The 25974-nt window shown below is 40.6% G+C and carries 28 protein-coding genes; 23 read left to right on the top strand and 5 right to left on the bottom strand.

The annotated features are described in order from the left end of the window. Positions 1-4 precede the first annotated feature (4 nt). A complete protein-coding gene (locus MOZ64_RS05560; protein ID WP_320325599.1) occupies positions 5-667 on the top strand; it encodes a class II aldolase/adducin family protein in 663 nt (220 codons plus the stop codon). Between the two features lie 786 nt (positions 668-1453). Here MOZ64_RS05560 and MOZ64_RS05555 read toward each other — a convergent pair. Together MOZ64_RS05555 and MOZ64_RS05550 are read right to left on the bottom strand one after the other, a co-directional pair. Then, positions 1454-1774, bottom strand: a complete 321-nt coding sequence (locus MOZ64_RS05555; RefSeq protein ID WP_320325598.1) for a DUF3784 domain-containing protein — start codon at positions 1772-1774, stop codon at positions 1454-1456. A gap of 248 nt (positions 1775-2022) precedes the next feature. Next, positions 2023-2589 carry a TetR/AcrR family transcriptional regulator gene (locus MOZ64_RS05550; RefSeq protein WP_320325597.1) on the bottom strand — a complete coding sequence of 189 codons (567 nt, stop codon included), beginning with the start codon at positions 2587-2589 and terminating at the stop codon, positions 2023-2025. Between the two features lie 103 nt (positions 2590-2692). Between MOZ64_RS05550 and MOZ64_RS05545 the strand changes: the two genes are divergently transcribed. From MOZ64_RS05545 to MOZ64_RS05535, 3 genes are all read left to right on the top strand, one after another. Beyond that, the gene (locus tag MOZ64_RS05545; protein ID WP_320325596.1) at positions 2693-4612 is read left to right on the top strand and encodes an oxidoreductase; all 1920 of its coding nucleotides are present in this window, start codon (positions 2693-2695) and stop codon (positions 4610-4612) included. A 58-nt stretch (positions 4613-4670) separates the two neighbouring features. Further along, positions 4671-5255, top strand: a complete 585-nt coding sequence (locus tag MOZ64_RS05540; protein ID WP_320325595.1) for a histidine phosphatase family protein — start codon at positions 4671-4673, stop codon at positions 5253-5255. A gap of 177 nt (positions 5256-5432) precedes the next feature. Beyond that, positions 5433-6368, top strand: coding sequence for an Abi family protein (locus MOZ64_RS05535; protein ID WP_320325594.1), 936 nt, complete (start codon positions 5433-5435; stop codon positions 6366-6368). Between the two features lie 914 nt (positions 6369-7282). On the opposite strand, the gene MOZ64_RS05530 is transcribed toward MOZ64_RS05535, so the two are convergent. After that, entirely contained in the window at positions 7283-7675 is a 393-nt protein-coding gene (locus MOZ64_RS05530) for an HIT family protein (RefSeq protein ID WP_320325593.1), read from the bottom strand. Positions 7676-7773: 98 nt separating this feature from the next. Between MOZ64_RS05530 and MOZ64_RS05525 the strand changes: the two genes are divergently transcribed. The 17 genes from MOZ64_RS05525 to MOZ64_RS05445 all read left to right on the top strand — a co-directional run bounded on the left by MOZ64_RS05525 (position 7774) and on the right by MOZ64_RS05445 (position 22198). Beyond that, positions 7774-7995: a hypothetical protein gene (locus MOZ64_RS05525; RefSeq protein ID WP_320325592.1), complete on the top strand. Its 222-nt coding sequence runs from the start codon at positions 7774-7776 to the stop codon at positions 7993-7995. Between the two features lie 49 nt (positions 7996-8044). After that, a complete protein-coding gene (locus tag MOZ64_RS05520) occupies positions 8045-9394 on the top strand; it encodes a UDP-N-acetylmuramoyl-tripeptide--D-alanyl-D-alanine ligase (protein WP_320325591.1) in 1350 nt (449 codons plus the stop codon). Beyond that, a complete protein-coding gene (locus tag MOZ64_RS05515; protein WP_320325590.1) occupies positions 9391-10437 on the top strand; it encodes a D-alanine--D-alanine ligase family protein in 1047 nt (348 codons plus the stop codon). The genes MOZ64_RS05520 and MOZ64_RS05515 overlap by 4 nt, the downstream gene beginning before the upstream one ends. After that, entirely contained in the window at positions 10431-11579 is a 1149-nt protein-coding gene (gene alr, locus MOZ64_RS05510; protein WP_320325589.1) for an alanine racemase, read from the top strand. Before MOZ64_RS05515 ends, alr begins: the two co-directional genes overlap by 7 nt. A 15-nt stretch (positions 11580-11594) precedes the next feature. Beyond that, positions 11595-12614 (top strand): acyltransferase family protein, encoded by a 1020-nt coding sequence (locus MOZ64_RS05505; protein ID WP_320325588.1) that lies wholly within the window; start codon positions 11595-11597, stop codon positions 12612-12614. Further along, a complete protein-coding gene (locus tag MOZ64_RS05500) occupies positions 12611-14209 on the top strand; it encodes an NAD(P)/FAD-dependent oxidoreductase (RefSeq protein ID WP_320325587.1) in 1599 nt (532 codons plus the stop codon). The genes MOZ64_RS05505 and MOZ64_RS05500 overlap by 4 nt, the downstream gene beginning before the upstream one ends. Next, positions 14206-15309: a GTPase gene (locus MOZ64_RS05495; RefSeq protein WP_320325586.1), complete on the top strand. Its 1104-nt coding sequence runs from the start codon at positions 14206-14208 to the stop codon at positions 15307-15309. Before MOZ64_RS05500 ends, MOZ64_RS05495 begins: the two co-directional genes overlap by 4 nt. Further along, on the top strand, positions 15309-15593 hold the full coding sequence (locus MOZ64_RS05490; protein WP_320325585.1) for a YhbY family RNA-binding protein: 285 nt from the start codon (positions 15309-15311) through the stop codon (positions 15591-15593). Before MOZ64_RS05495 ends, MOZ64_RS05490 begins: the two co-directional genes overlap by 1 nt. A gap of 2 nt (positions 15594-15595) precedes the next feature. Further along, positions 15596-16618 (top strand): nicotinate (nicotinamide) nucleotide adenylyltransferase, encoded by a 1023-nt coding sequence (gene nadD, locus MOZ64_RS05485; RefSeq protein WP_320325584.1) that lies wholly within the window; start codon positions 15596-15598, stop codon positions 16616-16618. Between the two features lie 2 nt (positions 16619-16620). Continuing rightward, on the top strand, positions 16621-16959 hold the full coding sequence (gene rsfS / locus MOZ64_RS05480; RefSeq protein ID WP_320325583.1) for a ribosome silencing factor: 339 nt from the start codon (positions 16621-16623) through the stop codon (positions 16957-16959). Further along, positions 16949-17653, top strand: a complete 705-nt coding sequence (locus tag MOZ64_RS05475) for a class I SAM-dependent DNA methyltransferase (RefSeq protein WP_320325582.1) — start codon at positions 16949-16951, stop codon at positions 17651-17653. Before rsfS ends, MOZ64_RS05475 begins: the two co-directional genes overlap by 11 nt. Next, positions 17650-18327 carry a 5'-methylthioadenosine/adenosylhomocysteine nucleosidase gene (locus tag MOZ64_RS05470; protein WP_320325581.1) on the top strand — a complete coding sequence of 226 codons (678 nt, stop codon included), beginning with the start codon at positions 17650-17652 and terminating at the stop codon, positions 18325-18327. Before MOZ64_RS05475 ends, MOZ64_RS05470 begins: the two co-directional genes overlap by 4 nt. 16 nt (positions 18328-18343) lie before the next feature. Further along, a complete protein-coding gene (locus tag MOZ64_RS05465) occupies positions 18344-18799 on the top strand; it encodes a hypothetical protein (RefSeq protein ID WP_320325580.1) in 456 nt (151 codons plus the stop codon). Then, positions 18792-19331 (top strand): DnaD domain-containing protein, encoded by a 540-nt coding sequence (locus tag MOZ64_RS05460; protein WP_320325579.1) that lies wholly within the window; start codon positions 18792-18794, stop codon positions 19329-19331. The genes MOZ64_RS05465 and MOZ64_RS05460 overlap by 8 nt, the downstream gene beginning before the upstream one ends. Next, on the top strand, positions 19321-19962 hold the full coding sequence (gene nth, locus MOZ64_RS05455; protein ID WP_320325578.1) for an endonuclease III: 642 nt from the start codon (positions 19321-19323) through the stop codon (positions 19960-19962). The genes MOZ64_RS05460 and nth overlap by 11 nt, the downstream gene beginning before the upstream one ends. Before the next feature lie 326 nt (positions 19963-20288). After that, the gene (locus MOZ64_RS05450; RefSeq protein ID WP_320325577.1) at positions 20289-21287 is read left to right on the top strand and encodes a UDP-N-acetylmuramate dehydrogenase; all 999 of its coding nucleotides are present in this window, start codon (positions 20289-20291) and stop codon (positions 21285-21287) included. Between the two features lie 5 nt (positions 21288-21292). Further along, positions 21293-22198 carry an NAD(P)/FAD-dependent oxidoreductase gene (locus tag MOZ64_RS05445; protein WP_320325576.1) on the top strand — a complete coding sequence of 302 codons (906 nt, stop codon included), beginning with the start codon at positions 21293-21295 and terminating at the stop codon, positions 22196-22198. Positions 22199-22219: 21 nt separating this feature from the next. Here MOZ64_RS05445 and MOZ64_RS05440 read toward each other — a convergent pair whose 3' ends face one another. Together MOZ64_RS05440 and coaBC are read right to left on the bottom strand one after the other, a co-directional pair. Continuing rightward, positions 22220-23002: a type III pantothenate kinase gene (locus MOZ64_RS05440; RefSeq protein WP_320325622.1), complete on the bottom strand. Its 783-nt coding sequence runs from the start codon at positions 23000-23002 to the stop codon at positions 22220-22222. Between the two features lie 5 nt (positions 23003-23007). After that, on the bottom strand, positions 23008-24198 hold the full coding sequence (coaBC, locus tag MOZ64_RS05435) for a bifunctional phosphopantothenoylcysteine decarboxylase/phosphopantothenate--cysteine ligase CoaBC (protein ID WP_320325575.1): 1191 nt from the start codon (positions 24196-24198) through the stop codon (positions 23008-23010). Positions 24199-24278: 80 nt separating this feature from the next. Between coaBC and MOZ64_RS05430 the strand changes: the two genes are divergently transcribed. Next, positions 24279-25403, top strand: a complete 1125-nt coding sequence (locus MOZ64_RS05430) for a glycerate kinase family protein (protein WP_320325574.1) — start codon at positions 24279-24281, stop codon at positions 25401-25403. 5 nt (positions 25404-25408) lie between these two features. Continuing rightward, a complete protein-coding gene (locus MOZ64_RS05425) occupies positions 25409-25921 on the top strand; it encodes a thioredoxin domain-containing protein (protein WP_320325573.1) in 513 nt (170 codons plus the stop codon). The last annotated feature ends 53 nt before the right edge of the window (positions 25922-25974 follow it).

Below are 25974 nucleotides of genomic sequence, written 5' to 3'. Positions count from 1 at the left end.
AACGATGTTAGAAAATTTAAAAAAAGATGTTTGTGAAATCGCAAAACGAGCCCAACAAACAGGTCTCTGTAAGCATAAATCTGGCAATTTTTCAGCAAGAGACCAAGCAACAGGATATATTGTGATTACACCAACAAGTGTGGATCGAGAATTATTAACACCACGCGATATGGTCGTCATGGATAAGAATGCCTGTGTTCTAGAGAATCTTTCGGGTTTAAAACCAACCAGTGAAGCCTTGATGCATTTAAAGATTTATGAAACCCGTCCCGATGCGATGGCCATTGCACATACCCATTCTGTGTATGCAACAACTTTTGCGTTATTGAATAAGCCTATTCCAGCAATTGTATATGAAGTTGCCAACCTTGGCGTTACAAAAGGACGTATTCCGGTGGCTCCTTATGGCCGCCCAGGCACTGTAGATTTGGCAAATTCTATTGTGAATGCCGCCAAAGAATCTGAATGTTTCTTGATGGAAAAACATGGTGTTGTTGGCTTTGATTCTAGAAACATTTATGAAGCGTATTTAAAAGCAGCCTATGTGGAAGAATTAGCACAATTGTATTTCAATGCATTGGCAGTATCGGGTGGTAAAGAACCTAATGCCTTTCCACAAGAAGAATTAGCCAGTTGGGAATATCCAAAAGAAATTCATTGGAAGTAGTTTCCTTTAATGTAAAAAAACTGTGTTCTTACTGAATTCATCTCTAAGAGCACAGTTTAAATTATTGGATACAATGCCATTTTTTATCTACCAATGGTGATGTTTTTTATGTTATAAAAGAATTGGCCTATCCCATTTGCATAAGATAGACCCATAGTGACGCTCGGATATAAAATATCAGTGAACCCATACGTTATATGTATGTGGCCAAAATTTCGCATTATATGACCAGTCTTACTGTGTCAAACGAAAGGATATTATTATGCTCCAATCAATACGATCCATTGTTTCTAGGCGTTTGACACCCAGTTTTCACCCAGTATCTCATTGCTAATTACACTTTATTTAAAGCATCATTCTTAGAGAGTAGATACACACAATACTGATTCATACTTACACCTTCTTAGGTATTCTTAGTTTGAATTGCCAGAATAATTTTCGAGCGAAGCAGGGTCTTCGATTTTTCTTCTTTCCTCTAATGCTGCTTCAATTCATGCTCTTTTAGCATCTTCCATATTTTTTACAACAGAGTCTAAGTTTCCCCAACCGAAATATAACCAGTTAGTTCAGGATAGCGAGCAACATCCCTGGATCTGGAACCATTTCTAATCGATAGGGAAGATTCAGGTAATATGCAATCGTTTTCATGTGACGATTCCTCCACGACCTCACATCCCATAACATCGATGCCAAGTTTTGCTTAAAATTCTTTTGATAACCATAATTGAATCATACTCTTATTACGATCCATCTATTTCATAATCAATCTTATTTCATTCCTAAAAATTAACTTTCTCGTTTATGTCTTTCTATCAAGAATTGAAGAAATAGTATAATCCATAGTATGGATGCAATGCGTATTCCCTTACCAGGAGAGTATATATCAATGCCAATTCCAATCAAAAAAGGAATAGCCCACAACATCATCTTTTTCCCATAGTCTTTACATAATGTATCTTCATTGAATTTTTTGCGTTCGTCTATGGATTTCATATTATAGCCCGTTAAAAAATTAGCGGCTTTTCCGTTGGATTTATAAAAGTATATCCCGATCAAAAAGAAAAGAATGGCCATCATCAAATCAAATAGGATGTAATAAAGCTTCATAATAATATCCTCCTGAAGTCTAGATATTCAAATCATCAATCAATGCTACAAATTTGAGTTTGTATCCCATATCCATTTTCCTGTCTGATCCATTTATATTCAAAAATTTTGTGGTTAAAACTTCAAAAATACGGATTATTTCCAATATGAAAAATACTTTAGGTTTGAGAGTATCTTATCTTTGTACAGACATCAACTACCATCCTAGTCATCGTCATCATTGGTAATACAATCCATGATTTCACGCTTTATACCGGATTTGCCTGCAAGATGGCATCCGTTATTTGATAAAACGCTTGTTTCCAATCTAATTGGCCTTGTTTAACAGCCCATTTGTATTCCAAGCCTAGGAATGCAAAATTACATGCATCATAGAGTGTTTTGGTATCTTCACTGGATTGGAATTCATTGGCTTTTTTTCCTTTATCAATGAACACTTCCACAATTTTTGAGAGTTGATCTCTGGTCGCAAAACTATTGAAATCTTTGGACAAATTCAGGTCTAACATCTTCGCAATTAATTTTGGTCCAAGTTCAATGGAACGATCGATGATCATGTCATAAAATAAGTGAAATTGTTCATAATAGGTATCGGCTTGGACGATATGGGAAAAGTGCAAATAGATATCTTGACAGACTTCATCATAATAAGACGTTAAAATGGATTCTTTGGAATCAATATATTTATAAAAAGTGGGCTTAGTGATTCCTGCTTTTCTACAAATGTCATCGACACTGACTTCATCAAATCCCTTGGCTTTAAAACAGTCATAGGCAACGTGTAAGATATCTTCTCTTGTGGTTTTGTTTTTCATACTTTAAGAATATTAAAAATTAGTAAGGTGTGCAATGTTTTATCATTTACTTTACTATGAGTAAATGATAATCTATATATAGTAAACAATGGAGGAAATGAGTATGTCAAATTTATTTAGTCCTATGTATATTGGCAATCTTCGTCTGAAAAATCGCCTTGCGATGGCACCGATGCATACCAACTACGAAGCCGATGGTTCGTATACGTTGAATGCCATTCGTTATTTTGAAGAACGTGCCAAAGGCGGCGTGGGTTTGGTCATGACCGGTGCGAATGTAGTGAGTACCAAGTATGATGGCAAACGCCCAAGCCCAGAAATTTCTTCATTAGCGCATGTCGAACGCATGGCCATGCTCGTTGATCGGGTCCATGCCTATGGAGCGAAGGTTTGTTTCCAATTAAGTCCTGGTGCCGGTCGTGTGGCTGTTCCCAATCCTGCCAATCCACCGTATTCGGCCAGTGAAATTGAAGAATTTTGGGCACCTATGATCAAATGCCAAGTCTTGTCAGTGGAAGATATTCATTATCTAGCAGATCGTGTTGGCTTTGCAGCTTGGTTAGTGAATAAAGCCGGTGGTGACATGGTCGAACTGCATGCCTATGGTGGCTATTTATTGGATCAGTTTATGAGTAGTCAATGGAATCATCGGACCGATGAATATGGAGGATCCCTTGATAATCGCATGCGTTTTCCATTGGAATGCATTGCTGCCATTCGTAAATATACCAATGGAAAGATGCCTATCAGTGTTAAATTTACGGCCGACCAAGGCATTGAAGGATTCCGCACCTTGGATGAAGGCATTCAAATGGCCAAGATCTTTGAAGAAGCGGGTGTGGATATCCTACATTGTGATCGCGGTGTCTATGAAGCTTGGTATCAAGCCATTCCAACCGTTTATCAAAAACATGCCTATAATGTCGAAATGATCAAAAAGATCAAAGCCAGTGTATCGATTCCTGTCATGGGACATGGTAAATTATTTGATCCAAGTGTGGCTACATCCATGATCGAAGATGATATTTGCGATATAATTGCCCTTGGCCATCAAGAAATTGCCGATCCATATTGGCCAGAAAAAGTAAAGAAGGGAAACATCGAAGACATTGTTCCTTGCATTGGTTGTAACGAATGTCTAAATTCAGCCTTTAATGGTACCCATCCTGTATGTTCGGTCAATCCAACTTGTTTTGAAGAAGATACCTTTGCCTTACCAGAAACCCAAGATACCCATCGAAATGTGTTGATCGTTGGTGCTGGGCCTGGTGGCATGGAAGCCGCTATTACCGCAGCCAAACGCGGATATCACGTGGAAGTATGGGAAAAGAAGGATCGTGTTGGCGGTAATTTATGGGGAGCTGGAACCGCACCATTCAAACACGATGTGCTTCGTTTGATTACGTATTATGAAACACAAATGAAAAAATTAGGCGTACAAGTTGTTTTCCATAAAGAAGCAACAGCCAAAGAAATATTAGCCAAGCACTATGATAAAGTCATCCTTTCTGCAGGTGCCCATAGTTTTATGCCACCAATCAAAGGTATTGAACATGCCAAAGAATCCTTGGCATACCTAGAAGGAAACGTACAACCAGGCAAACACGTTGTTGTGATTGGTGGTGGCTTGGTTGGTTGTGAAACGGCTTGTTTCATGGCCGAAAAAGCCGAGGATGTGACCATCGTTGAAATGCTGCCAGATATTTTAAAGATTGCCGATCATTGTAAGAACAATGACCAAGCTTTACGTGCCATGATCGATGAAAAACACATCCGAAAAGTATGTGGTGTCAAAGTGGTCGAAATCAAAGAAGATGGCATTATCTATCAAGATGATCAAGCCAATCTCCATACGCTTCCATGCGATACTGTGATCATTGCTTCTGGTTTTAGAAGCAACAACCAACTGATCAAAGAGTTGGATGGCAAGATCGACTTTGACATTGTTGGTGATGCCAATCGTCCAACCAAGATCATCAATGCCGTTAAACAAGGATATCATGCTATTCGCACGATGAAATAATCAAGGAACCGTTCTTTTGGACGGTTCTTTTTTCGTGAAAAAGTGATACATTGAATGTATGATAAAAATCTATTTGACTCGACATGGACAAACCCAATCGAATGTGGATCGATTGATGCAAGGCTGGGCCGATACCCCATTGACCCCACTTGGCTTGCAACAAGGACAAAGATTGGGTGAACAATTACGATCGGTTCCGTTTTCAAAAATTTATTGTTCTCCCAGCCAAAGAGCCTACCAAACGGCTTCTTTGATCAACGTTTTTCAACAAACGGAAATCATTCCAACCAAGGGGTTAAAAGAAATGCATTTTGGCCAATTGGAACTGAAAAAAGAACCAGAAGGAAAAACTTGGCAACAACTCTTGTTGCGAGATTGGACAGACATTGGTGGCAATAACTTGGATATCGTCGCCAAACAAATGCATACGACAATGGATACCATTGTTCATACAGCCAAAGACAATACCAATATTTTATGTGTGACCCATTGTTTTTCCATCCTATCTTTTCTTTCCATCATTGATCAACCTTTCTTTGAACAATGTTTAAACAACGATGATAAAGTTGAAAATTGCCGTTTGACCATCCTTCAATATGAGAAGGGACAATATTCGATTGAAGCATTTAATGAAAGCATCTGAGAAGAATGGAAGCAATCGATTCACAAACAATGGCAAAAAACTATTTGAATAACAGGACCATCTTGAACTGTGTTTACTACAAGTAGAAAAGCTTGTCATTCTTAAACAAAAGTTCTATTAAGTTTGTTTGAAAAAGTTGTGTTTTAGAACAGTGTGAAATAGGAGGTGGTCTGTAATATGACAGAAAAAAAGAAGATAACTATAGATGAACAAATCGAACACATAAAATCTAAGAACATAAAATTTGAAATTATGTCTGAAAACGATGCAAAAAAATTTTTAACTTACAATACTTATTATTTTAAATTGAAATCATATGCTAAGTCTTTCGAACGAAAAAAAGATGGATCATTTGTTAATTTAGATTTTGCATACTTGGTTGAATTATCAACATTAGATGCCAATTTAAGATTGTTTATAATTAATCTTTCCTTATCAACTGAGCATTCATTAAAAACAATGTTGATACGTGATGTTACAAATAATGAAAAAGAAAATGGCATTACAATCATTAATGATCTATTTGAAAAATATCCTTTTATCAAAAAAAATATAAATCAGAAGAAAAAAGATTCTGCATGTGCAGATCTAATACAAAAATATGAAAATCAATGGAGCGTTTGGTCTATTGTGGAGGTCATGTCATTTGGCGACTTTATTAAACTTTATCAACTATATTATTTAAAATATCCTACAGAAATTAGTGATAAAGTTCTTCCTTTGCTTTGGTCTGCAAAATTCCTAAGAAATGCGGCTGCACATAACAATTGTTTATTAAATTCGTTACGTATACCGTATAAACATACTCACTTAAATCAACAAGGAATCATTGCACCAACGAAAGAATTGCAACATGAAATCAGTAAAATAGAAAATATCAGCAAATCAACGAGAAAAAAGTTGTTGCGAAATCCAATAATCCATGATTTTGTGGCTTCCTTATTTTTATTTAATTATATATGTACTAGCGAACCCATGAAAGGTCATATATATAACGATTTGGAAAAGCTTTTTAAAGAAAGATTTGTATTCCATAAAGAATATTTTGAAAAAGATTCATATTTAATATCATGCTATATATTTTTAGAAAAAGTGATTGACTACGTGAAATAAATATGTTTATAATGCCAAAGAAGAACAAAAAAGTTAAATCTTTTTCCGGAGAGAGGGTACCTGTGCCTTCTCTCTATTTTTTACATTATTGCGTAGTCATGTTTGGATCTTAATAAACCTGTATAGATTGAAACTAATTAGCTCGTTATTTGTGCTGACAAAAGTGATATGAAATCAGCACCTCCATAAAACTGCCTAATCATCTTGTCTACATGAAATAAGGGTGATTAGATTTTTCAAATCCTTATCTTTCTTTTTGACATATGTCTTTCATGCTGTATTGAATACCTGAATCTCAATATTCCTACGACTTCGTGCCATGTCACAAATCGTTCGCTGCACATCTTATATGGGAATGTCATTTCCATAATGATTCTTATTTAGTAGATCTTTTTTCACGGTCTATAAGATTGTGATAATACAATGTCTCCTCATGAGAAAAAACGGCGGTGGGGGGGGTGTATTTGTGAAGAATAAAAAGTTCATCAGGCCACACATCCTCACTGATGTAGATCCCATGGCCAATTCGTTCCAGATTATTCTTTTTTACATACGGATAAAATGCATCTTTTTTAATACTGTTTTTTTGTGGCATTGATCCTTGTATCTGTAATAAGATCATTCATTATGTGCACGATCATGGCCTAATATACGAAAGTTGAAATCATTCAATCCTATGGATTCCTATCCCAAGAAAACAAATAACTCTATGGGATCGTAAAGCCTTTTGAAATGCAGAATCGTTCTGCAACAAGCTACACAAACGGGTTACATAAAGGGAAGAGATGGCTTTCTTATTAGATATCTAGGTGCATTTGTAGGGGACCTGCTCGATATTTCCACAGATAGATGATCCTAAAAGAAAAAAGCGTTATCCTTGTTTCGAATAACGCTTCATGAAATGCCATTTCGGTTTATTTCATCTTTTTCTCTAATTCATCAAAATCAACGGGTGGGATTTCACCAAACGCTAACGTGACATGATCATCATTGACATAGCGAGGAATTAAATGCACATGGAAATGATGAACACTTTGACCGGCAGCTTCATGGACATTGGTCAACACATTGATCCCATCACAATGGAGTCTTTCCTCTAATTTGTTGGCTAGTTGTTGTGCCACTTCAAAAACATGGTCACGCACTTGTGCTGGGCAATCCAAGAATGAATCCGTGTGTTCTTTGGGAACCACTAAACAATGACCATAACTCGTTGGGTTGACGTCAAAGAAAGCAATGACCGTATCATCTTCATATAATTTATGACTGGGAATCTTTCCCGCTGCAATATCGCAAAAAATACACATATTCGTTGCTCCTCCTTATGTTTAGTATACGCCTAAAAATAGGAAAAGCCAGGCTAAGGGGGTGCCTGACTCTTCCAAAAAATTAAGGGGATAGAAAATTGTATGAATATCAAATCGATGATTCACACAGGCAAGGTCTTCTACTCCTTGCTTATATCGAGTATATCACACCTAAAGACGCAATTTATGTGAAAAGTGTGGGAAAATATGTGAAAATGGGCAAAAAATGGATTTTTATGGATAAAAAACCTAAAAATATATCCTTTTTTTATCAAAAAAGAAAAAAATCCAATGAAAAATGGGATGAAATGGGAAATTGAAATGGTCTTCCTAAAATGTGCTATAATAGCCGCACAAGGAGTAAAATTCATGATTCAAACAACCACTCAAACCATCGCACATGCACTTCACACATCCCTTTTTGGATGTGACGATTCGGATATTTCTATTGCTGGTATATCCATTGATTCACGCCGTGTACAACCGGGCAATCTGTATATTCCCCTCATCGGCCAACGCGTGGATGGACATACCTTTTTAGATTCGGCCAAACAACACGGAGCCACGGCCGCTTTTTGGCAAATCGATCATAAACCCTATCCCGATTTTCCTCTTATTTTGGTTTCGGATACTACGGTAGCCCTCCAAGATTTGGCCCGCTATTATATGAAGAGTCTATCTTGTACTGTCATTGGCGTAACGGGATCCAATGGCAAGACATCTTGTAAAGATATCTTGTATTCGGTCTTTTCTCAAAAATATAAAACCCAAAAGACCCAAGGCAACCACAACAATGAAATTGGCTTACCATTGACTGTCTTAGATCTGGATGCCGATGTAGAAATTGCTATTCTCGAAATGGGCATGGAACACAAAGGGGACATCGACTTCTTATGCTCCATCGCACAGCCGGATATTTCCATCATCACCAGCATTGGCTCGGCCCATATGGAAAATTTTGGAACCAAAGAAAATATTGCCCGTGGCAAGTTGGAAATTTTGACCCATACCAAATCACTCTGCCTCTATCATACATGCCCAGAAATCAAAGCGGTATTGCCAGAAATCGATCGTGGTGATGTCATGCTGCATTCTTTTGGTCCGGGTGGAAATAGCTATATTATGGGGGACATCATCCATCGAAAAGATGGCATTACCTTTACCTGTAACGATATGAAAAAGCCCGTTTCCATGAATGTATTAGGCGACTTCCAAGCTGAAAACGCTTTACCCGTAATTTATGCGGCAAAGACTAAACAAATCGATGAAAATGCTATAGAATATGGACTAGAGCATATTGAAATGACAAAGATGCGCACCCAACAAATTACGATTGGTCAAGCAACCATCATTGATGATTCGTATAAGTCCAATCCCGAAAGTGCCAAGGTTGCTTTGGATACCTTATCCAGTATTCCTACCCCTTGTCATATTGCCGTTTTATCGGATATGCTCGATCTAGGAGAAAACGAAAAAGCATTACACGCACAAATTGGTGCCTATGCCCATCAATTAGGCATTGACTATGTATTCTGTGTTGGCGATCGATCATTCTATACAGCCGATGCAGCCCAGGGAACTTGGTTTGATTCCAAAAAATCATTGATGCAAGCTTTACGCCCCTTTCTAAACACCGATTGTGCTATCTTAGTGAAAGGCTCCAGGGCCATGGCCATGGACCAAATTATTAGTGATTTACAACAAGGAGAAAACGAATGAAAAAAATCAATCTGGCCGTCATCTTTGGCGGACAAAGTTCAGAATATAGTGTTTCGTTACATTCCGCAGCCAGCTTCTTACGACAAATTCATGCCGAGTTGTATCAAATGACCATGATTGGCATTGATCAACAAGGTGTCTTTTATATTTATGATGGATCCATCGATGATATCGAACACGACCATTGGCAAACCCAAGCCAGACCTTGTGCTTGGATCCATCAAGGTGTATTTGATCTGACCAATCAAAAGAAAATCGATATCGATTGTGTTTTTCCCATCGTCCACGGTAAAAACGGGGAAGACGGCTGTATCCAAGGCTTAATGGAACTGATGAACATCCATTGTGTGGGCTGTGACGTATTGGCGAGTGCGATGTGCATGGATAAAGAAATCATGCATATCATTTGTAAAGAAGCCAACATTCCCTGTGCAGACTATCTTTGCTTATATAAAACAGAAGAAGTTCCATCTTTTGAATCCGTTGTTTCACGGATTCCTTTGCCATGGATCATCAAACCATGCAACGCTGGAAGCAGTTATGGCGTTCATAAAGTTGAAACCAAAGAACAATATTTGGATGCGGTCCAAGACGCTTTTAAATACGATGGCCGCGGCAAATGTTTGATTGAAAAAGCCATTGAAGGCTTTGAAATTGGCTGTGCCGTTATGGGCAACGAAGAACTGGTGACCGGATCCTGTGATGAAATTGAGATTACACGCGGTGTGTTTGATTTTGAAGGCAAATACGATTTGGTTGGCTCCCATATTTATTGTCCAGCCCGCATCGATGCTGATACCTTTGAAAAAGCCCAAACTTTGGCTAAACAAGTCTATCGTGCCTTGAATTGTACAGGCATGGCCCGTGTCGACATGTTTGTCCAACCCGACAAATCGATTGTCTTGAATGAAGTCAATACGATTCCAGGCTTTACTGCCACGTCGCGTTATCCAAGCATGATGGCCGAAGCCGGTATTTCCTTTCCAACTCTGATCGATCGTTTGATTGCATTGGCTATGGAAAGAGAAGTCGGCATATGTTAGAGAGCTATAGTCGTGCTTGGATCGAAATCGATCCGGATGCCATCGCTCATAATTTAGAGGAAACCCAAAAACTCATTGGATCGACCAAAATTATGGCGATTGTCAAAGCCAACGCCTATGGGCATGGGGACATTACGGTTGCCAAAGCCTGTCAAGCATGGGGCATTGACTTTTTTGGCGTTTCCAGCGTGGATGAAGCCCTTCGCTTACGCCAAGCCGGCCTGCAAGAGAACATCTTGATCTTAGGCTATACCCCCGAAGAACATTGGCACTATCTGCATGAACAAAACGTTACCCAATCGCTTTGTTCGTATGCCTATGCCTGCAAATTAAATGACTATGCCAAATCCCATGATGTGATCATTCATGCGCATTGTAAAGTAGATACGGGCATGAATCGGACCGGGATCTTGTATCAACCACAAGAAAAACATTTTGAAGATATCGTTCGTGCCTATCAATTGGATTATGTCCAAGCGGATGGGATCTTCTCTCATTTTCCGGTCAGTGATGACCTAGGTATCGACGCATCGACTTTCACCAAACAGCAAATTGGTTTATTTAATGAAGTTCTTGATCGATTAAAAGATAACGGGATCGATCCCGGATTGACCCATCTACAAAATAGTTATGGCATCTTAAACTATCAAGATCTCGGCTATGACTATTGTCGACCCGGTTTATTGCCCTTGGGCTTGACCAGCGATGATCAAATTCCCATCGCCACCCAACCGGATTTTATACCAATCTTGTCCCTCTATGCCAATGTGAGCGTAGTCAAATGGATCCAGCCCGGCATGAGCGTATCGTATGGACGGCATTTTATTGCGCAAAAACCAACCAAAGTCGCAACGATGTCCATTGGGTATGCCGATGGCTTGCCACGTTTGATATCCAATCAAGGCGTAGAAGTGTTGGTCCATGGAAAACGTTGTCCATTGATTGGCAATATTTGTATGGATCAATGTATGATCGATGTGACCCAGGTAGACAACGTACAAGAAGGGGATATTGTTTGTCTCATTGGGCATCAAGGAAAAGAACAAGTGACGATGGATGCGATCACACGATCTGCCCATACGATCAATAATGAATTGGCATCCACATTAGGCGCACGAGTGCCACGTTTGAAAAAAAGATAAGGGGAAAGAGAGAATATGGCAAGACGAAAAAGGAGATATGGCGCCATTGATATTGCCAAATATGTATCGGCACTATTGGTGGTTTGTATCCATACCTACCCATTCTATGAAGTTTCACAAACATTCAATACCTATTGGATCCAAACGGTTTGCCGTTTGGCTGTACCTTTCTTCTTTGTGGCATCGGGATTTTTCTTCTTTCGAAAAATTACCAATGATTTGTCCACCAATGAAGAAGCACTGCTCAACTATGAAAAACGCTTAGGTAAGATCTATTTGACCTGGACCATCATTTATTTGCCCTATACCATTTGGGACTATGCCCATGCGAATTTTCGCATCTATCACATCTTTGCTTATTTACGCGATGTGATATTCAATGGATCCTATTATCATTTATGGTTCTTGCCCGCATTGATGTTAGCTACCTATATCGTCTATCTGCTGTACACCAAACACAGCATGAAACGCGCATTGATCGTATCCTTGATCTTATATATCTTCGGCTATTTGATCAATGTCTATACGCCCATTTGGGAAACCATGCCCTATGTATCCTTCTTCTTTGGCTTTTTTACCAAAGTGTTGGTAACCTCACGAGACGGCATCTTCTTTGGCCCTATGTTTGTATGCATCGGCCTGTTATTAAGCAAGACCCGTCGTTTGCCTCATCGCGTATCCATGATTGGTTGGCTGATTAGCTTTATTCTATTGGTCATGGAAGTGCATCTCTATGATCAAATGGGCATCCTTCGTGATTTGACCAGTATGTATCTGTTGTTGGTGCCAGCTACCTATTTTATGGTCAATGCCCTATTGACCTGGAATTTACCCTATAAGGAAAGTTATATGACCTTGCGCCATGAATCCTTATTGATTTATACTTCACATATCTTATTCGCAAAAATATTATTGGCGTTGTTACCCCATGCACACTTGGTCGTTTATTTCTTGACCCTGGCCTTTGCGCAAGCCTTTGCCAGCCTTGTGATGCATTATCACAAACGCTATCCGGTGTTAGATAATTTATTATGATCCGTGTTTTTCAAGTCAAATGTGCCACCGAAGACAAAAAAGAAATAGAGGCACAACTTCTAAAAAAACTACATATGCCAACCAAGGATCTTTTGTCTTGGTCCATCCACCGCAAAAGTGTGGATGCCCGATCGCAAAAGATCTTCTTTTCGTATGTGATCGATGCCAAAGTCAAACACGAACGAAAGTATCTACGACACAAAGATGTACAACCCCGCCCCAATGAACACTACCAACCCGTATCCAGCGGCCACCATCCCTTGATTGATCGACCCGTTGTCGTCGGCTTTGGCCCAGCAGGCATGTTTGCGGCCTTGATCTTGGCCCAAGCCGGCTACCATCCCATGATTCTAGAACGCGGTTCCCAAGTGGATACAAGAACCCAAAAAGTTCATCAATTTTGGCAAACCGGCCAATTGGATCCAGAATGCAACGTGCAATTTGGCGAAGGCGGTGCCGGCACCTTTAGTGATGGCAAATTGACCACCCGATCCAAAGACAGTCGCTGTCGCAAAGTCTTGGAAGAATTGGTCCGTTTTGGCGCTCGATCCGAAATCTTGATCGATCAACATCCCCACATTGGTACGGATGCCTTTGTACAAATCATTAAAAACTGTCGAAATGAAATTGAACGCCTGGGCGGCACCTTTCTTTTTGATACAGCCTTAGAAGACATCCAAGTCAAAGACGGAAACCTGGTTGCCATTCAATACCACAATGTATGGCATCCCTGTACGGCCATGATCTTAGCGTGTGGACACAGTGCCAAAGATACCCTTTTGATGTTGCATGCCCATCATATCCAGTTGGAAAATAAACGCTTTGCGATCGGTGTGCGCATTGAACATCGACAAGACTATATCAATCAAGCCATGTTGAAAGAATATGCCCACGATCCCCGACTCATTCCTGCACGCTATAAACTTACCTATACCGCATCCAATCAAAAAGGCGTCTATACCTTTTGTATGTGTCCCGGTGGTTATGTGATCCCGGCTGCCAGTGAGGCCAAACACACGGTGATCAATGGCATGAGCTATGCCAAACGTGATGGCACCAATGCCAATAGCGCCCTATTGGTCCAAGTGGATGAAAGCGATTATGGAAAAGCAATCCTGGGCGGTCTAGCCTATCAAGAAGAGTTAGAAGCCAAAGCCTATCAAATGGCCCATGGCTATGCCGCTTGTTGCCAATTGGCCTCTGACTATTTAGACCATAAGATATCCACAGCCTTTGGCGCGGTCCAACCCACGTATGCATTGGGAACCCAATTTGTGGATCTAAATACCTTATTTTCAAACCCCATCAATCAAGCTCTGCATGAAGCACTAGAAAACTTTGAACAACGCGTACCCGGCTTTGTTTCTTCCGGTGCTATCTTGAGTGCGGTTGAATCTCGCTCTTCCAGTGCCATTCGCATTTCACGCGATCCACAAGGAATGAGTTCAATTTTTGGCCTTTATCCAAGCGGCGAAGGATCGGGATATGCCGGTGGTATCGTGACCAGTGCGATTGATGGTATCCATAGTGCCGAAAAATTAATTGAATATTTTGAAAAGCCTCAGTACAATCTAGAAAAGGAGGGTTGTGAATGACCAAATATTGTAAAGGGTGTGGCGTTGAACTTCAAAATGAAGACCCCGAAGCCTTGGGATATGTTCCCCGACTGGATGCAACCTATTGTGAACGATGTTATAAGATCTCGCATTATGGCCAAGTCACGATTTCCATGCAACAAGGCATTGAATCCAGTCAAACTTTCGAAAAGATCAATGCGATCGATGGCGTTGTCTTTTGGATCGTTGATCTCTTTGATTTTGAAGGCGGTATGATCTCACGACTCAATCAAAAATTACCGGGCAAAGATATTGTCTTGATCTTGACCAAACGAGATATCTTACCTAAGACCGTGACGGATCAAAAGATCTATGCGTTTGTGGATCATCGACTCAAAGAAGAAAAAATCGTCGTTCGTGATATCTTGATTTGTGGTGATCTAATTTTAGATCCATCCAAAAAACATAAAACACTATCCGATCGAGGGATCCACAGCATCCATCAAATTGAACGTGCCATTGAACGCTATAGCTTTGGCAAAGACATCATCTTTATGGGCATGGCCAATGTAGGAAAAAGTACCTTATTGAACCAAATGTTGGAAGACCGTCAATTAACCGTCTCTCGAAATCCGGGGACAACGCTCGATCTGATCCCTATTCCACAAGAAGGATTTACGATCTATGATACACCTGGCATTGAAAATCGCCATAGTGTATTGGCATGGCTTCAACCCAAAGACTTAAAAACGGTCATTCCTACCAAACCCGTTCGGCCGTATGTATCGCAGATCTATGAAGACCAATCCTTTGCCGCTGCCGGTTTGGCCCGTTTGGATGTGGTCACCAATGGTAAAGCCAGTGTGGTTGGTTATTTTTCCCGCTCCATTGCGATCCATCGCGGCAAATTAGCCGATGCCGATCGCTTATGGAATGATCATTTGAACGAAATGTTGGTGCCTTGTTTAGATACCAGCATGGTCAGTATGCATACGTTCCATGGACCCAAGGTAGGGAATGATAAAATGGATGTGGTCATTCACGGCTTAGGCTGGTTCTGTGTGAGTGGCGACATCAAACAAATTTATGTACGTGTCCATAAAGGCATCAATGTCACATTTAGAAAGGCAATGATTTAATGTTAGATAAACAAACCAAGAAAAAATTACGGAAACTCGCAAACTCGTATCGAGCCATCCTTCAAATTGGCAAAGACGGCCTATCGTACAATACGATGGAAACCTTAGATGCAGCCTTGGAAGCCCATGAACTGGTCAAGTGTAAATTATTGAAGACCAGTCCCATTGATGTGCGCGAAGCAGCTATTGAATGTGCTGCCAATACCCATAGTGAAGTCGTCCACGTCGTGGGTCATACCTTTGTGTTGTATCGTCGCTCCAAAGAAAATAAGTTGGGGATGTAGAAATGAAAGTAGGAATTATTGGTGGATCCTTTGATCCCATTCATTATGGCCATATCCAAATCGCAAAGACCGGTTTACAAAAGCTTCATTGCGATGAAATTTGGTTCATGCCCACCAAATCGACGCCATTAAAAGATCGAATCTTAACATCCGATGTCCATCGCTTGGCTATGATCCAAAGAGTCATGGCCTATGATCCACGCTTTCATGTCTGTACATTGGAAATGGAACGAGAAGGAAAAAGCTATACGATCGATACGGTCAAGACCTTGAAACAAAGGTATCCCGATCATGAATTTGTCTGGATGATCGGCAATGATCAATTGACACAATTTGATCAATGGCGCGAACCCGAAACATTGACTTCGTTGATTTCTTTTGTTTGTGTGGATCGAGATGGCCAGCTAGCCAAGACCCAATATCCGATTCAGTGTATCCATATGGAAGCCATGCCTGTATCCAGTTCGGAAATTCGCAAGGGCAATAAATTGAATTATGTACCTTACAGTGTCTTACAATATATCTATGAACATCGTTTATACATAGAAAACTTTATTGCCGAAAGAGAAACGCAACATCGCTACAAACACAGCGTATCGGTTGCCCATTTATGTGAAGAAATGGCCTTGGCCAATGGCTTGGATGGGCAAAAAGCCTACTATATTGGTTTGTTTCATGATATTGCTAAAAATATGGATAAAATCCATTTGGAACAATGGATGGATGCCATTTGTCCCGAAAATAAGAAATGGGCCATTCCGGTATGGCATGGTTTTGTCGGAAGCGAAATCGTGGACCGCATCTTTTATTTGGATGATCCCCAAATCAAAAATGCCATCTATCACCATGTCTTAGGCGATGATCATAGAGATCCCTATGCGATGATCGTGTTTTGTGCCGATAAGACCGATCCCTTACGAGGTTATGATTCTACCCATTTGATCGATCTATGCAAAGCCGATATTTATCAAGGCTTTTGGGCCGTAAAAAATGAAAATGATAAATATTTAGAGGAAGGAAAATAAGTATGGAATTAAAAGATGTCGTGATTCAAGCGATATTGGAACGAAAAGGAATGTTCGTGAAAGACTACGATTGTATGGATATCACTCCATTTATGGATGATATCATTGTGGTCACAGCCAATAATCTTCGTCAAAATAATGCGATTGCCCAAAACATCAAAGAAAAAGTCAAAGAAGCAGGCTTTGATATCCCCATTCGTCAAGAAGGCGATGCCCATAGTCCTTGGATCTTATTGGATCTTGGCAATGTGGTGGTCAATTTATTTGTGAAAGAAACACGTCAAATTTATAATTTGGATCGTTTGTATGCAGATTGTCCGGTGACTAGCTATGATCTATAGTACGTTGGCCACCTATTATGATGATCTAGTCAAAGATGAACAAGCAACACAAGCCTGGGTTACTTGGATCGAACGACACAAATCCGCTTGTTCCATGTTAGAATGTGCCTGTGGATCAGGAGAAATCACTCATGCCCTTGCTTTAAAAGGCTATACGATGCAAGCTTTGGATCTTTCGCAACAAATGATCGATCAAGCCAAAGCCAAAGATCCAACCATTCCGTATTATTGCCAGGACATGAAAGACCTAAGTGCCTTGGGATCGTTTGAGGCGATTGCCTGTTTATGTGATAGCTTCAATTATCTTCTAGATCCAGAAGATGTCATTACCTTTTTTCAACAAGTCCATGATCATTTACATCCCCATGGCACTTTTTTCTTTGATACCCACGCTTTGGATCGCTTAGCAGAATTTCGCCAAGAATGGAATGAAACGGGTGAGTTTTGCGATGGTACCAAATACCAATGGTCCATTGAAAGCGAAGACGATTGGATCTATCAAGACTTTGCGTTTTATACGAAAGCCGGACTCATCCAGGAACATCACCTTCAAAGAGTCTATGATCCCCAATGGTTAAAAACACAATTGGAACCCTATTTTGAAATTGAATCCATCGATACGGACTTTACCCATCCCGGTATCTGTCCGGGTGAAAAATATTTTTATGTATGTACAAGAAAGGAAACGAAATGATAGGAATTATTGCTGCAATGGATATGGAAGTCGAAGCCATTGAAAAGCTATCGACCATTACGAAAACCGAACAAGTCGCCACCTGTACCTTGCATTATGGTACGATGCATGGCAAAGACATCGTGATCGCAAAATCGGGCATTGGTAAGACGCATGCGGCCATGGCCACAGCGATCTTATGCATGAAACAAGATTTAGAAGCCATTATCAACATTGGTACGGCCGGGGGTCTAAAAGCCGATCAAAACGTCTTGGATATTGTCATCTCTCAAATGGTGGTACAAGCCGATTTTGATTTGACCGCATTGGATGGAGACGACGCCTATGGTCTGGTCTATGAACCCGACCAAAAATTGGTGGATCTTTGTACATCGTGTGCCCAAGATCTAGGCATTTCTTTTCATGTAGGTTGGATTGCCAGTCAAGACTTATTTATGTCACGAACGGAAGATCTGGATCGTTTGATGAGCCATTTTCCACAATCGGCCTGCAGTGAAATGGAAGCCGGCGCCATTGCCCAAGTGGCCCATTCGTTCCAAGTGCCCTATGTCATTGTCCGGGCATTGAGTGATGTGGCTGTTCACCATGATAATCCCATGGAATTTTCGGAATATGCACCCAAAGCCAGTGCTCAATCGGCACAATTAGTGGAAACCTTTATCAAACGTCTATAAGAAAGGAAGGGATAGGATGAAAGGACTGAATCGTCGTTTTACTGCTGTATTATGGATCGTCTTGATCCTTTTGATATGTATCTTTTGGTCACTTTTCATCAGTGGTCCCAATCGCGTTCATGAACAAGTCGAAGCCCAAAATCAAGCGAAGATCGAAAAGAAAGTCAAAGGCATTCAAGGATTAACGACGCATGTTTTTGATTATAAGACGTATCAAGGCTACACGAAAAAAACGTTATATTGGTTTAATGTGAAGGGCAATGTCATCACGACGCGAAAAATGAGCACGTTAAATTATGATAAAGCGAAGAAAGTGGCAAAAAAAGAGTATGGTATCCAAGCCGATACGATTGTTCTCGGTTATGGATATAATAATCCTTGTTATGTGATCACGGGCGATGGATCAATGATCTTGATTGATTATGATACCTTTGTTCGTGTCTATGAAAGAGGGTTGAGCCCAAATGAGTAAGATGGATTGGAATGCACCGTATATGGATCATCGCACTTGGATCTTGGATCATCTCCAAGATCTGCATGTCAACAACGATGAAGCCATGGTCTTATTATTGATTGATTTTATGAATCAAACCCATACCCCAATAGATCATGAAGCCCTATCCACAAAAACAAAGCTAGATGTGGATCAGATTGAAGAAATCTTTTTATCTCTATCGGATAAAGGCTATTTGACCATTGATTTTCATGACGGGGCCTTGACCTTTCATATTGACGGCGTCTATGAAGACGACATTGGACAACCTTTGGATCAATCTTTGATTGAACGCATTGAAACCGAATTTGGTCGTCCTTTAAGCCCCAATGAAATGCAACGCATCCTTGATCTGGAAGAAAAATACACCGAGCGCATGGTCGTTTGTGCGCTCAATGAAGCCGTGGTCTATAATAAATTATCCCTGAATTATATGGAATCGATCTTGGTGTCTTGGAAACAAAAAGGCTTAACGGTGGAAGAAGTGGAGGATGGTATTCGTGACCGGTAATGAAATTGTTGATGAAATCGAAAAAATATTTCCGCATGCCCAATGTGAATTGATCCATGAAACTCCGTTTCAATTGTTGGTAGCGGTTGTTTTATCGGCCCAAACCACCGATGCATCGGTCAATCAAGTCACACCAGCTTTGTTTGAAAGATATCCGACATCCAAAGCCATGGCACAAGCCGAAGTCAAAGACATCATCCCCTACATCAAACGGATTGGTTTATATCGAAATAAAGCCCATTCCATCTTAAATTTAAGCAGAGAATTGGAAGCACGATACGATGGCATCGTTCCTTCCAGTTATAAGGATTTGTTATCTTTGCCGGGCGTAGGAAGAAAGACGGCCAATGTGGTTCGCAGTGTAGCTTTTGGGATTCCTAGTTTTGCGGTGGATACCCATGTGGATCGGGTGAGTAAACGATTGGGATTGGCTAAACCTTATGATACGGTGGAAAAAGTGGAAGCCAAGCTCAAACGAAAGATTGATCGCGATCGATGGAATCAAGCCCATCATGATTTTATCTTTTTTGGTCGTTATCTTTGTACAGCCCGTAATCCTAAGTGTGAACAATGTCCGTTCACCAAGATTTGTAAGAAAGACAAATTGGATGCCTATAAACAGAAGCAATAGTACCCCAGGGGTACTTTTTTTATGGGAGAAAAAAGGTATAGTGAAGATAGGAGGGATGATCGTTTAGGCATGAAACAAAAACGATTTCTGTTTCCATATGCATCGCAATAAAGCCGAATGCAGGATAAGGAGAACAGTGCGAAGCCAACGAAAGTTTTTCAACACCCATTGGGCATTCATGATCTTATAGATCTTTCAGAGATTGAGCAAAAATCATCGTGAATTTCCCCCTGGCTGTGTTCTGTTTTAGCAGGACACAGTTTTTTTTGAGCAAATCACAAGACAGAAGACAATATCTAAGATAAAAAAGATATAGGAGGACAAAGATGAAGACAGTAACACATTTTGATCTATCCACGTATTTATCATTTCGTATGGGACCTATCATCCATACGGCCATCATTGTCGAAAAGGATCAAGAAATTGAAGATATCTTTCACTTATATCCAAATGCTTCGATTTTAGGTGGAGGCACCAATACGTTGGTAGGAAAGGAAAAGGCCCAAGATGTTTGGCTGATCAATCAAATGATGGGTTGGCAAATGGAATCGGAAACCGTGCAGGGTGTACGCATTCGCATCCAATCCGGTCAAAATATGGACGCATTTATTCAAAGGAGCGTAGAAAATGGGTACCAAGGCATGGAATCTTTATCGGGCATTCCAGGAAGCTTAGGTGGAGCTGCCATGATGAATGCAGGGGCTTATGGCCATGAATTAAAAGATGTCATTGAATCGGTCCAAGTGTATGATCGTTTCACGCATCAAATAAAAACATTTTCAAAAGCTGAATTGGGTATGGGATATCGAACGTCTATTTTTCAACAAGATCCCCAACGTTGGTTTATTCAATCGGTGGTTGTTTCTTTGATTAAAGGATCGAAACAAGCACTTGTTCAAAAACGGTCAGAAATAGTAGATCAACGATTCCATCGCATTCCGAATCTGCAACGCTATCCAAGTTGTGGCTCTTTTTTTCGCAATGTGATCGTTGCCAAAAGCCAAGCCATCCAGCTCCAAAAACAATTTCCTACTTTGAAGATGTTTGATTTGCCAGCAGATCATATCAAAATATCAACGGGATCAATATTAAAGACTTTGTGGCCCAAGGGATTTCATTTTCAAGGGATACGCATGTATCCAGACAGTCCATTGATCTTGATCAATGAAGGAGCAACCATGGATTCGGTATCTTGTGCGATCCAAACCATCCTAGAGAAGGTCTATGCCCACACAAAGATCCAATTGGAACCAGAAGTTCGATTGATGGGCATTCCACTTGGTAAACGTTCGATTTTTCGATACGATGAAAGCACAAGGAGGTAGATCCTATGAATAAAAATAACATATTGATCATTGGGGCTGGCATTGCCGGTCTAACTGCTGCCATATATATTCAACGCGCAGGAAAACAAGCCATCGTGTTTGAAAAAAATGCACCGGGTGGTCAGATCATTACGGCCAATGAAATCGAAAATTATCCGGGCATGGCTTCGGTGAATGGGGCTGATCTAGGTTTTAAGCTCTATCAACAAGCCATGGATCTCGGTGCTCATTTTGTCTATGAAGAAGTTGTGAAGATTGTTCCCGAAGAAAATCGTGTCACGATCCAAACGGCACAAGATACATATTCCGGAAAGAGTTTGATCTATGCAGGTGGAGCGAGCCATCGTCATTTGGGCCTGGCCAATGAAGAAAAACTGATTGGACATGGCATTTCATATTGTGCCAATTGTGATGGGGCATTCTTTAAAGATAAAGTGGTAGCTGTCAATGGCGGTGGTAATATTGCCTTGGATGATGCCATTTATCTATCATCGATTGCCAAAGAAGTCTATTTGATCCATCGTCGGAATACATATCGAGCCGAAACGGTCCTACAGGAAAAATTAGCAACCATCGACAACATTCATCCCATCACAAATACGATCATTTGTGGCTTAGAGGAAAAGCAGGGAAAACTATCGGGTCTTGCGCTTCAAAATGTGCAAACGAAAGAAAAGCGTTCGTTAGCGGTAGATGGCTTATTTGTGGCCATTGGTATGCAACCAGAAACCAGCTTGTTGGAAGGCATTGTCCATTTGGACAAAAGCGGCTATATCCAAGCGGGAGAAGATACACGAACCAATGTAAAAAATATTTTTGTGGCAGGTGATGTGCGTACGAAAAATGTGCGTCAATTAACAACAGCGGCTGCCGATGGTACGGCTGCTGCTATATTAGCGGCTTCCATATAAAAAAAGAACCAATCAAAGTTTCTATTCTTTGATTGGTTTATTTTTTTTATAAATGATATTTAAGCCTTTGAAGATCAAATCGGCATCGTATGTATCGATCAATGGGGTATGGGCATGAATGATGCGGCCTAGACCGCCCGTGGCCACAACTTTGATGGGTTGAGGAGTATCGGCTTGTTTCTGGAATTGGCGAATCGTATATTCCACTCCACCTAAATATTGGTAGAAGACACCTGCTTCCATTTCACTTTGCGTATTACGAGCCATGATGGTCTTTGGTTTGCGAATTTCGATTTCTGGTAACTGTGCGGTTTGGTTGGTCAATGCCAAAGCACCCGTTTCAATGCCGACACTGATCACACCGGCACGAAACCGACCTTTTTCATCCACAAAATCATACGTGGTTGCCGTACCAAAATCGATGACCAATACCGGACCGCCATAATGATAATAGGCCCCGGCACAATCGACGATTCGATCAGCACCGACACTGCGTGGGTTTTCCATTTGAACACTGATTCCACTTTTTAAGCCCGGTCGAACAATGATGGGCTCGATCCCAAAGAATTTAAAAACACCATTGCGACAAGAGTGCATGACCTTGGGCACAACAGAAGTGATGATGACATCATCAATATCTTCTTTTTGTATATTTTCTCTTTGCATAAAGGACTGCAACATCAACCCAAACTCATCACTGGAACGACGCGCTTTGGTCGTTAAACGATATTTACCCACGATTTGATCCTTATTGATCAGACCCAATGTGATATTGGAGTTCCCGATATCGATACACACTAACATAGGCATTATTTTTCCTTTTCTAGTTTCGACATAGTCTTTAGAATTTTATATCCTAATTCCGATTTCGTCAACTTTGGCAGTTGATCGATGGAATCTTTGGTAATCAAACAGACTACGTTGGTATCGCCTTGGAAACCGGCTCCTTCCACAAATAAGTTATTGCCAATCAAAAGATCACAATTTTTATCGATCAACTTTTGGTGCGCATTTTTTTCGAGATCTTGGGTCTCCATCGCAAAGCCACAAAGAATCTGATGCGTCTTGTGACGACCAACAAAAGCTAAGATATCGGGATTTTTTATTAGACGCAATTCCATACAAGCATCCGCTTTCTTAATTTTTTGATTCGAAACCACTTCGGGTCGATAATCACCGACAGCGGCTGCCATGATGATATAATTCGCATCTTCATAAGTGTTTTTTACCGCTTCAAACATTTCCTGCGCCGTCTGAACATGGATCATTTCGACACCAGGAATATCCGTTAATGCACAAGGACCACACACAAGCGTGACTTGTGCCCCCATATCTTTAGCAGCTTGTGCGATCGCATAACCTTGTTTTCCGGAAGAATGATTGGAAAGAAAACGAACCGGATCCAATGGCTCTTGGGTCGGACCGGCTGTGATCAATACCTTTTTTCCAGCTAAAGAAAAAGTCGGATGGGTCAATTGTTCAATCCGATCGACCATAGCGGATACGGGTGCTAATTTGCCTTTGCCCGTTGCATCACAAGCTAAATGCCCCACTACAGGTTCCACAAATTGATAGCCCAATTGCTTGGCTTTTTGGATATTTTCTTGGGTCACTGGATTTTCATACATATCCACATTCATAGCTGGACAAATCAATTTGGTACATGTACAAGCTAAAAAGGTGGTGGATACCAGATCGTCACTGATGCCATGGACCACTTTCGCGATCACATTGGCAGTGGCAGGTACCAATACGACAATATCGGCCCAATTGGCTAAACTGATATGCGCAATGGGATCTTTTGTATCATGAAACAAGTCAGTTTCGACTGGATTTTTGGACAAGGCTTCAAAAGATAGTGGGGGAACAAATTGCGTTGCATGTTCTGTCATCATTACTTTTATTTCGAAATTGCGTTTGGAAAGCGTGCTTACAAGATCACAAGCTTTGTAGGCGGCAATGCCACCACAAACGCCAATCAATACATGTTTTTTGGCCATACGTATGCCTCCATATAAGCTCTTTTCATTATATAGTATCGCGATTTTGAACTCAATCTTTTCTATGGTAAACTGAAAATATGAAAATTGTCATTGCGAGTGATTCCTATAAAGGATGTATGACATCATCACAAGCTTGTGATCGCATTGAAGCTGGCATTCTTCGTGCCAATCCAAAGCATATTTGTGTGAAATATCCCATGGCGGATGGCGGCGAAGGAACGGCTGCAGTTTTTTGTGATGTGATCCATGGCAAGATGGTTTCCTGTCATACGGTGGATGCCTATGGAAAACCGATTCGAGCACACTATGCCTATAATGGATCAGTGGCCGTCATGGATGTGGCTAGTTGTATTGGCTTGAATATGACATCCAAAGAAAAGCGAAATCCGATGGTTGCTTCTTCCTATGGTGTTGGTTTGATGATCAAGGATGCCATTCATAAAGGGGCAAAGACATTGGTCATTGGTCTGGGTGGTAGTGCTACCAACGATGGTGGCATGGGCATTCTTTGTGCTTTTGGTGTCAAATTCTATGATAAAAAACGCAACGAATTGGAACCAGGTGTTTATGGTTTGCGACGAATTGCCTATATCGATAAGCGCCAATTTAAACGGCCACATATAGAGATCATCGTGGCTTGCGATGTGAAAAATCATCTACTCGGTCCAGAAGGGGCTACGTATATTTTTGGGGCGCAAAAAGGAATCTTTAACAATCAAATGAAAGAGATCGATCATTGGATGCGTTTGTATCGGGATAAGGTCCAACAAACCTTTCATGTGGATATCGATGCCTATGAAGGAGCGGGTGCTGCTGGGGGTATTGGCGGAATCTTATTGGGGGTTTTCCATGCCCGCCAACAAGCCGGGATTTCCTTATTGATGGAAACGAATCATATGGAAAAAGATGTGCGTGATTGTGATTTGGTGATAACCGGCGAAGGACAAACCGATGCGCAAACGATGTATGGAAAAGTTCCTTTTGGCGTTTGTGAATTGGCCAATCGCTATGACAAACCCGTCATTTGTTTATCAGGTGCTTTAGGTAAAGGGTATCAAGAGATGTATCAAACGGGAATGATCGGCATTTTCTCAACCGCAGATCGAGCGATGTCTTTTCATCAAGCATTAGCCCAAGGGCCAGAAAAACTCGAAGCTTTGGCATATAGCATGACCAAATTAGTCGATGGATTAAGGAAGTGATCAATATGAAACGTTTGTTTTCAATCGTATGTGTTTTCGCTGTATTCCTTTCTTTGGTGGGTTGTCAGTCGAAAAAAGCATTTCAGACCAAAGATATTACGGTGAGTCAGCTCCAAGAAAAGATCAAAAATAAAGATACGTTTGTGTTTATGGTGGAACGAGATGGTTGTCAGTTTTGTAAGAAGTTAAATGCCTATATCAAAAAAACCAAGGGCGAACATCCAAATCTCACTATTTATGTGGTGGATTCCACGGATTTTGGTTTTCAAAAAGAAACCGAAGATGCCGATCATTTGATCTCTTCAACCAAAGATGGCAAAGCTTTACTTCAGATTGTAACGTATTTCATGTATACACCGGCTTTGTATGCGATAAAAAAAGGCAAGGTCAAACAAGCGGCCATTGGTTTCAATGATACGGATAAGACAGTTGGTTTGTGGAACAACACGTCACAAATCGATTTTGAACAAGCTGAATATGAAGACTTCTGGGATTTTGTTGAAAGCAGCGCACAATAAATTTACATTTCTTGAAAACTGTTTCAGTAATGCTATAATAAATGTACACGTTT

The organism is Absicoccus intestinalis (assembly GCF_033971885.1).
GTDB lineage: Bacteria > Bacillota_I > Bacilli_A > Erysipelotrichales > Erysipelotrichaceae > Absicoccus > Absicoccus intestinalis.
The sequence above is the reverse complement of the archived record's forward strand: the minus strand, read 5'-3'. Positions and strand labels throughout refer to the sequence as shown.

Coding starts and splice junctions, on each gene's coding strand:
- MOZ64_RS05495 (WP_320325586.1), top strand. CDS start 14,206: ATGACCAAATATTGTAAAGGGTGTGGCGTTGAACTTCAAAATGAAGAC.
- MOZ64_RS05505 (WP_320325588.1), top strand. CDS start 11,595: ATGGCAAGACGAAAAAGGAGATATGGCGCCATTGATATTGCCAAATAT.
- MOZ64_RS05475 (WP_320325582.1), top strand. CDS start 16,949: ATGATCTATAGTACGTTGGCCACCTATTATGATGATCTAGTCAAAGAT.
- MOZ64_RS05530 (WP_320325593.1), bottom strand. CDS start 7,675: ATGTGTATTTTTTGCGATATTGCAGCGGGAAAGATTCCCAGTCATAAA.
- MOZ64_RS05430 (WP_320325574.1), top strand. CDS start 24,279: ATGAAAATTGTCATTGCGAGTGATTCCTATAAAGGATGTATGACATCA.
- MOZ64_RS05535 (WP_320325594.1), top strand. CDS start 5,433: ATGACAGAAAAAAAGAAGATAACTATAGATGAACAAATCGAACACATA.
- MOZ64_RS05450 (WP_320325577.1), top strand. CDS start 20,289: ATGAAGACAGTAACACATTTTGATCTATCCACGTATTTATCATTTCGT.
- alr (WP_320325589.1), top strand. CDS start 10,431: ATGTTAGAGAGCTATAGTCGTGCTTGGATCGAAATCGATCCGGATGCC.
- MOZ64_RS05465 (WP_320325580.1), top strand. CDS start 18,344: ATGAAAGGACTGAATCGTCGTTTTACTGCTGTATTATGGATCGTCTTG.
- MOZ64_RS05490 (WP_320325585.1), top strand. CDS start 15,309: ATGTTAGATAAACAAACCAAGAAAAAATTACGGAAACTCGCAAACTCG.
- nadD (WP_320325584.1), top strand. CDS start 15,596: ATGAAAGTAGGAATTATTGGTGGATCCTTTGATCCCATTCATTATGGC.
- MOZ64_RS05555 (WP_320325598.1), bottom strand. CDS start 1,774: ATGAAGCTTTATTACATCCTATTTGATTTGATGATGGCCATTCTTTTC.
- MOZ64_RS05520 (WP_320325591.1), top strand. CDS start 8,045: ATGATTCAAACAACCACTCAAACCATCGCACATGCACTTCACACATCC.
- MOZ64_RS05460 (WP_320325579.1), top strand. CDS start 18,792: ATGAGTAAGATGGATTGGAATGCACCGTATATGGATCATCGCACTTGG.
- MOZ64_RS05540 (WP_320325595.1), top strand. CDS start 4,671: ATGATAAAAATCTATTTGACTCGACATGGACAAACCCAATCGAATGTG.
- MOZ64_RS05470 (WP_320325581.1), top strand. CDS start 17,650: ATGATAGGAATTATTGCTGCAATGGATATGGAAGTCGAAGCCATTGAA.
- coaBC (WP_320325575.1), bottom strand. CDS start 24,198: ATGGCCAAAAAACATGTATTGATTGGCGTTTGTGGTGGCATTGCCGCC.
- MOZ64_RS05560 (WP_320325599.1), top strand. CDS start 5: ATGTTAGAAAATTTAAAAAAAGATGTTTGTGAAATCGCAAAACGAGCC.
- rsfS (WP_320325583.1), top strand. CDS start 16,621: ATGGAATTAAAAGATGTCGTGATTCAAGCGATATTGGAACGAAAAGGA.
- MOZ64_RS05515 (WP_320325590.1), top strand. CDS start 9,391: ATGAAAAAAATCAATCTGGCCGTCATCTTTGGCGGACAAAGTTCAGAA.
- MOZ64_RS05500 (WP_320325587.1), top strand. CDS start 12,611: ATGATCCGTGTTTTTCAAGTCAAATGTGCCACCGAAGACAAAAAAGAA.
- MOZ64_RS05545 (WP_320325596.1), top strand. CDS start 2,693: ATGTCAAATTTATTTAGTCCTATGTATATTGGCAATCTTCGTCTGAAA.
- MOZ64_RS05445 (WP_320325576.1), top strand. CDS start 21,293: ATGAATAAAAATAACATATTGATCATTGGGGCTGGCATTGCCGGTCTA.
- MOZ64_RS05550 (WP_320325597.1), bottom strand. CDS start 2,589: ATGAAAAACAAAACCACAAGAGAAGATATCTTACACGTTGCCTATGAC.
- MOZ64_RS05425 (WP_320325573.1), top strand. CDS start 25,409: ATGAAACGTTTGTTTTCAATCGTATGTGTTTTCGCTGTATTCCTTTCT.
- MOZ64_RS05440 (WP_320325622.1), bottom strand. CDS start 23,002: ATGTTAGTGTGTATCGATATCGGGAACTCCAATATCACATTGGGTCTG.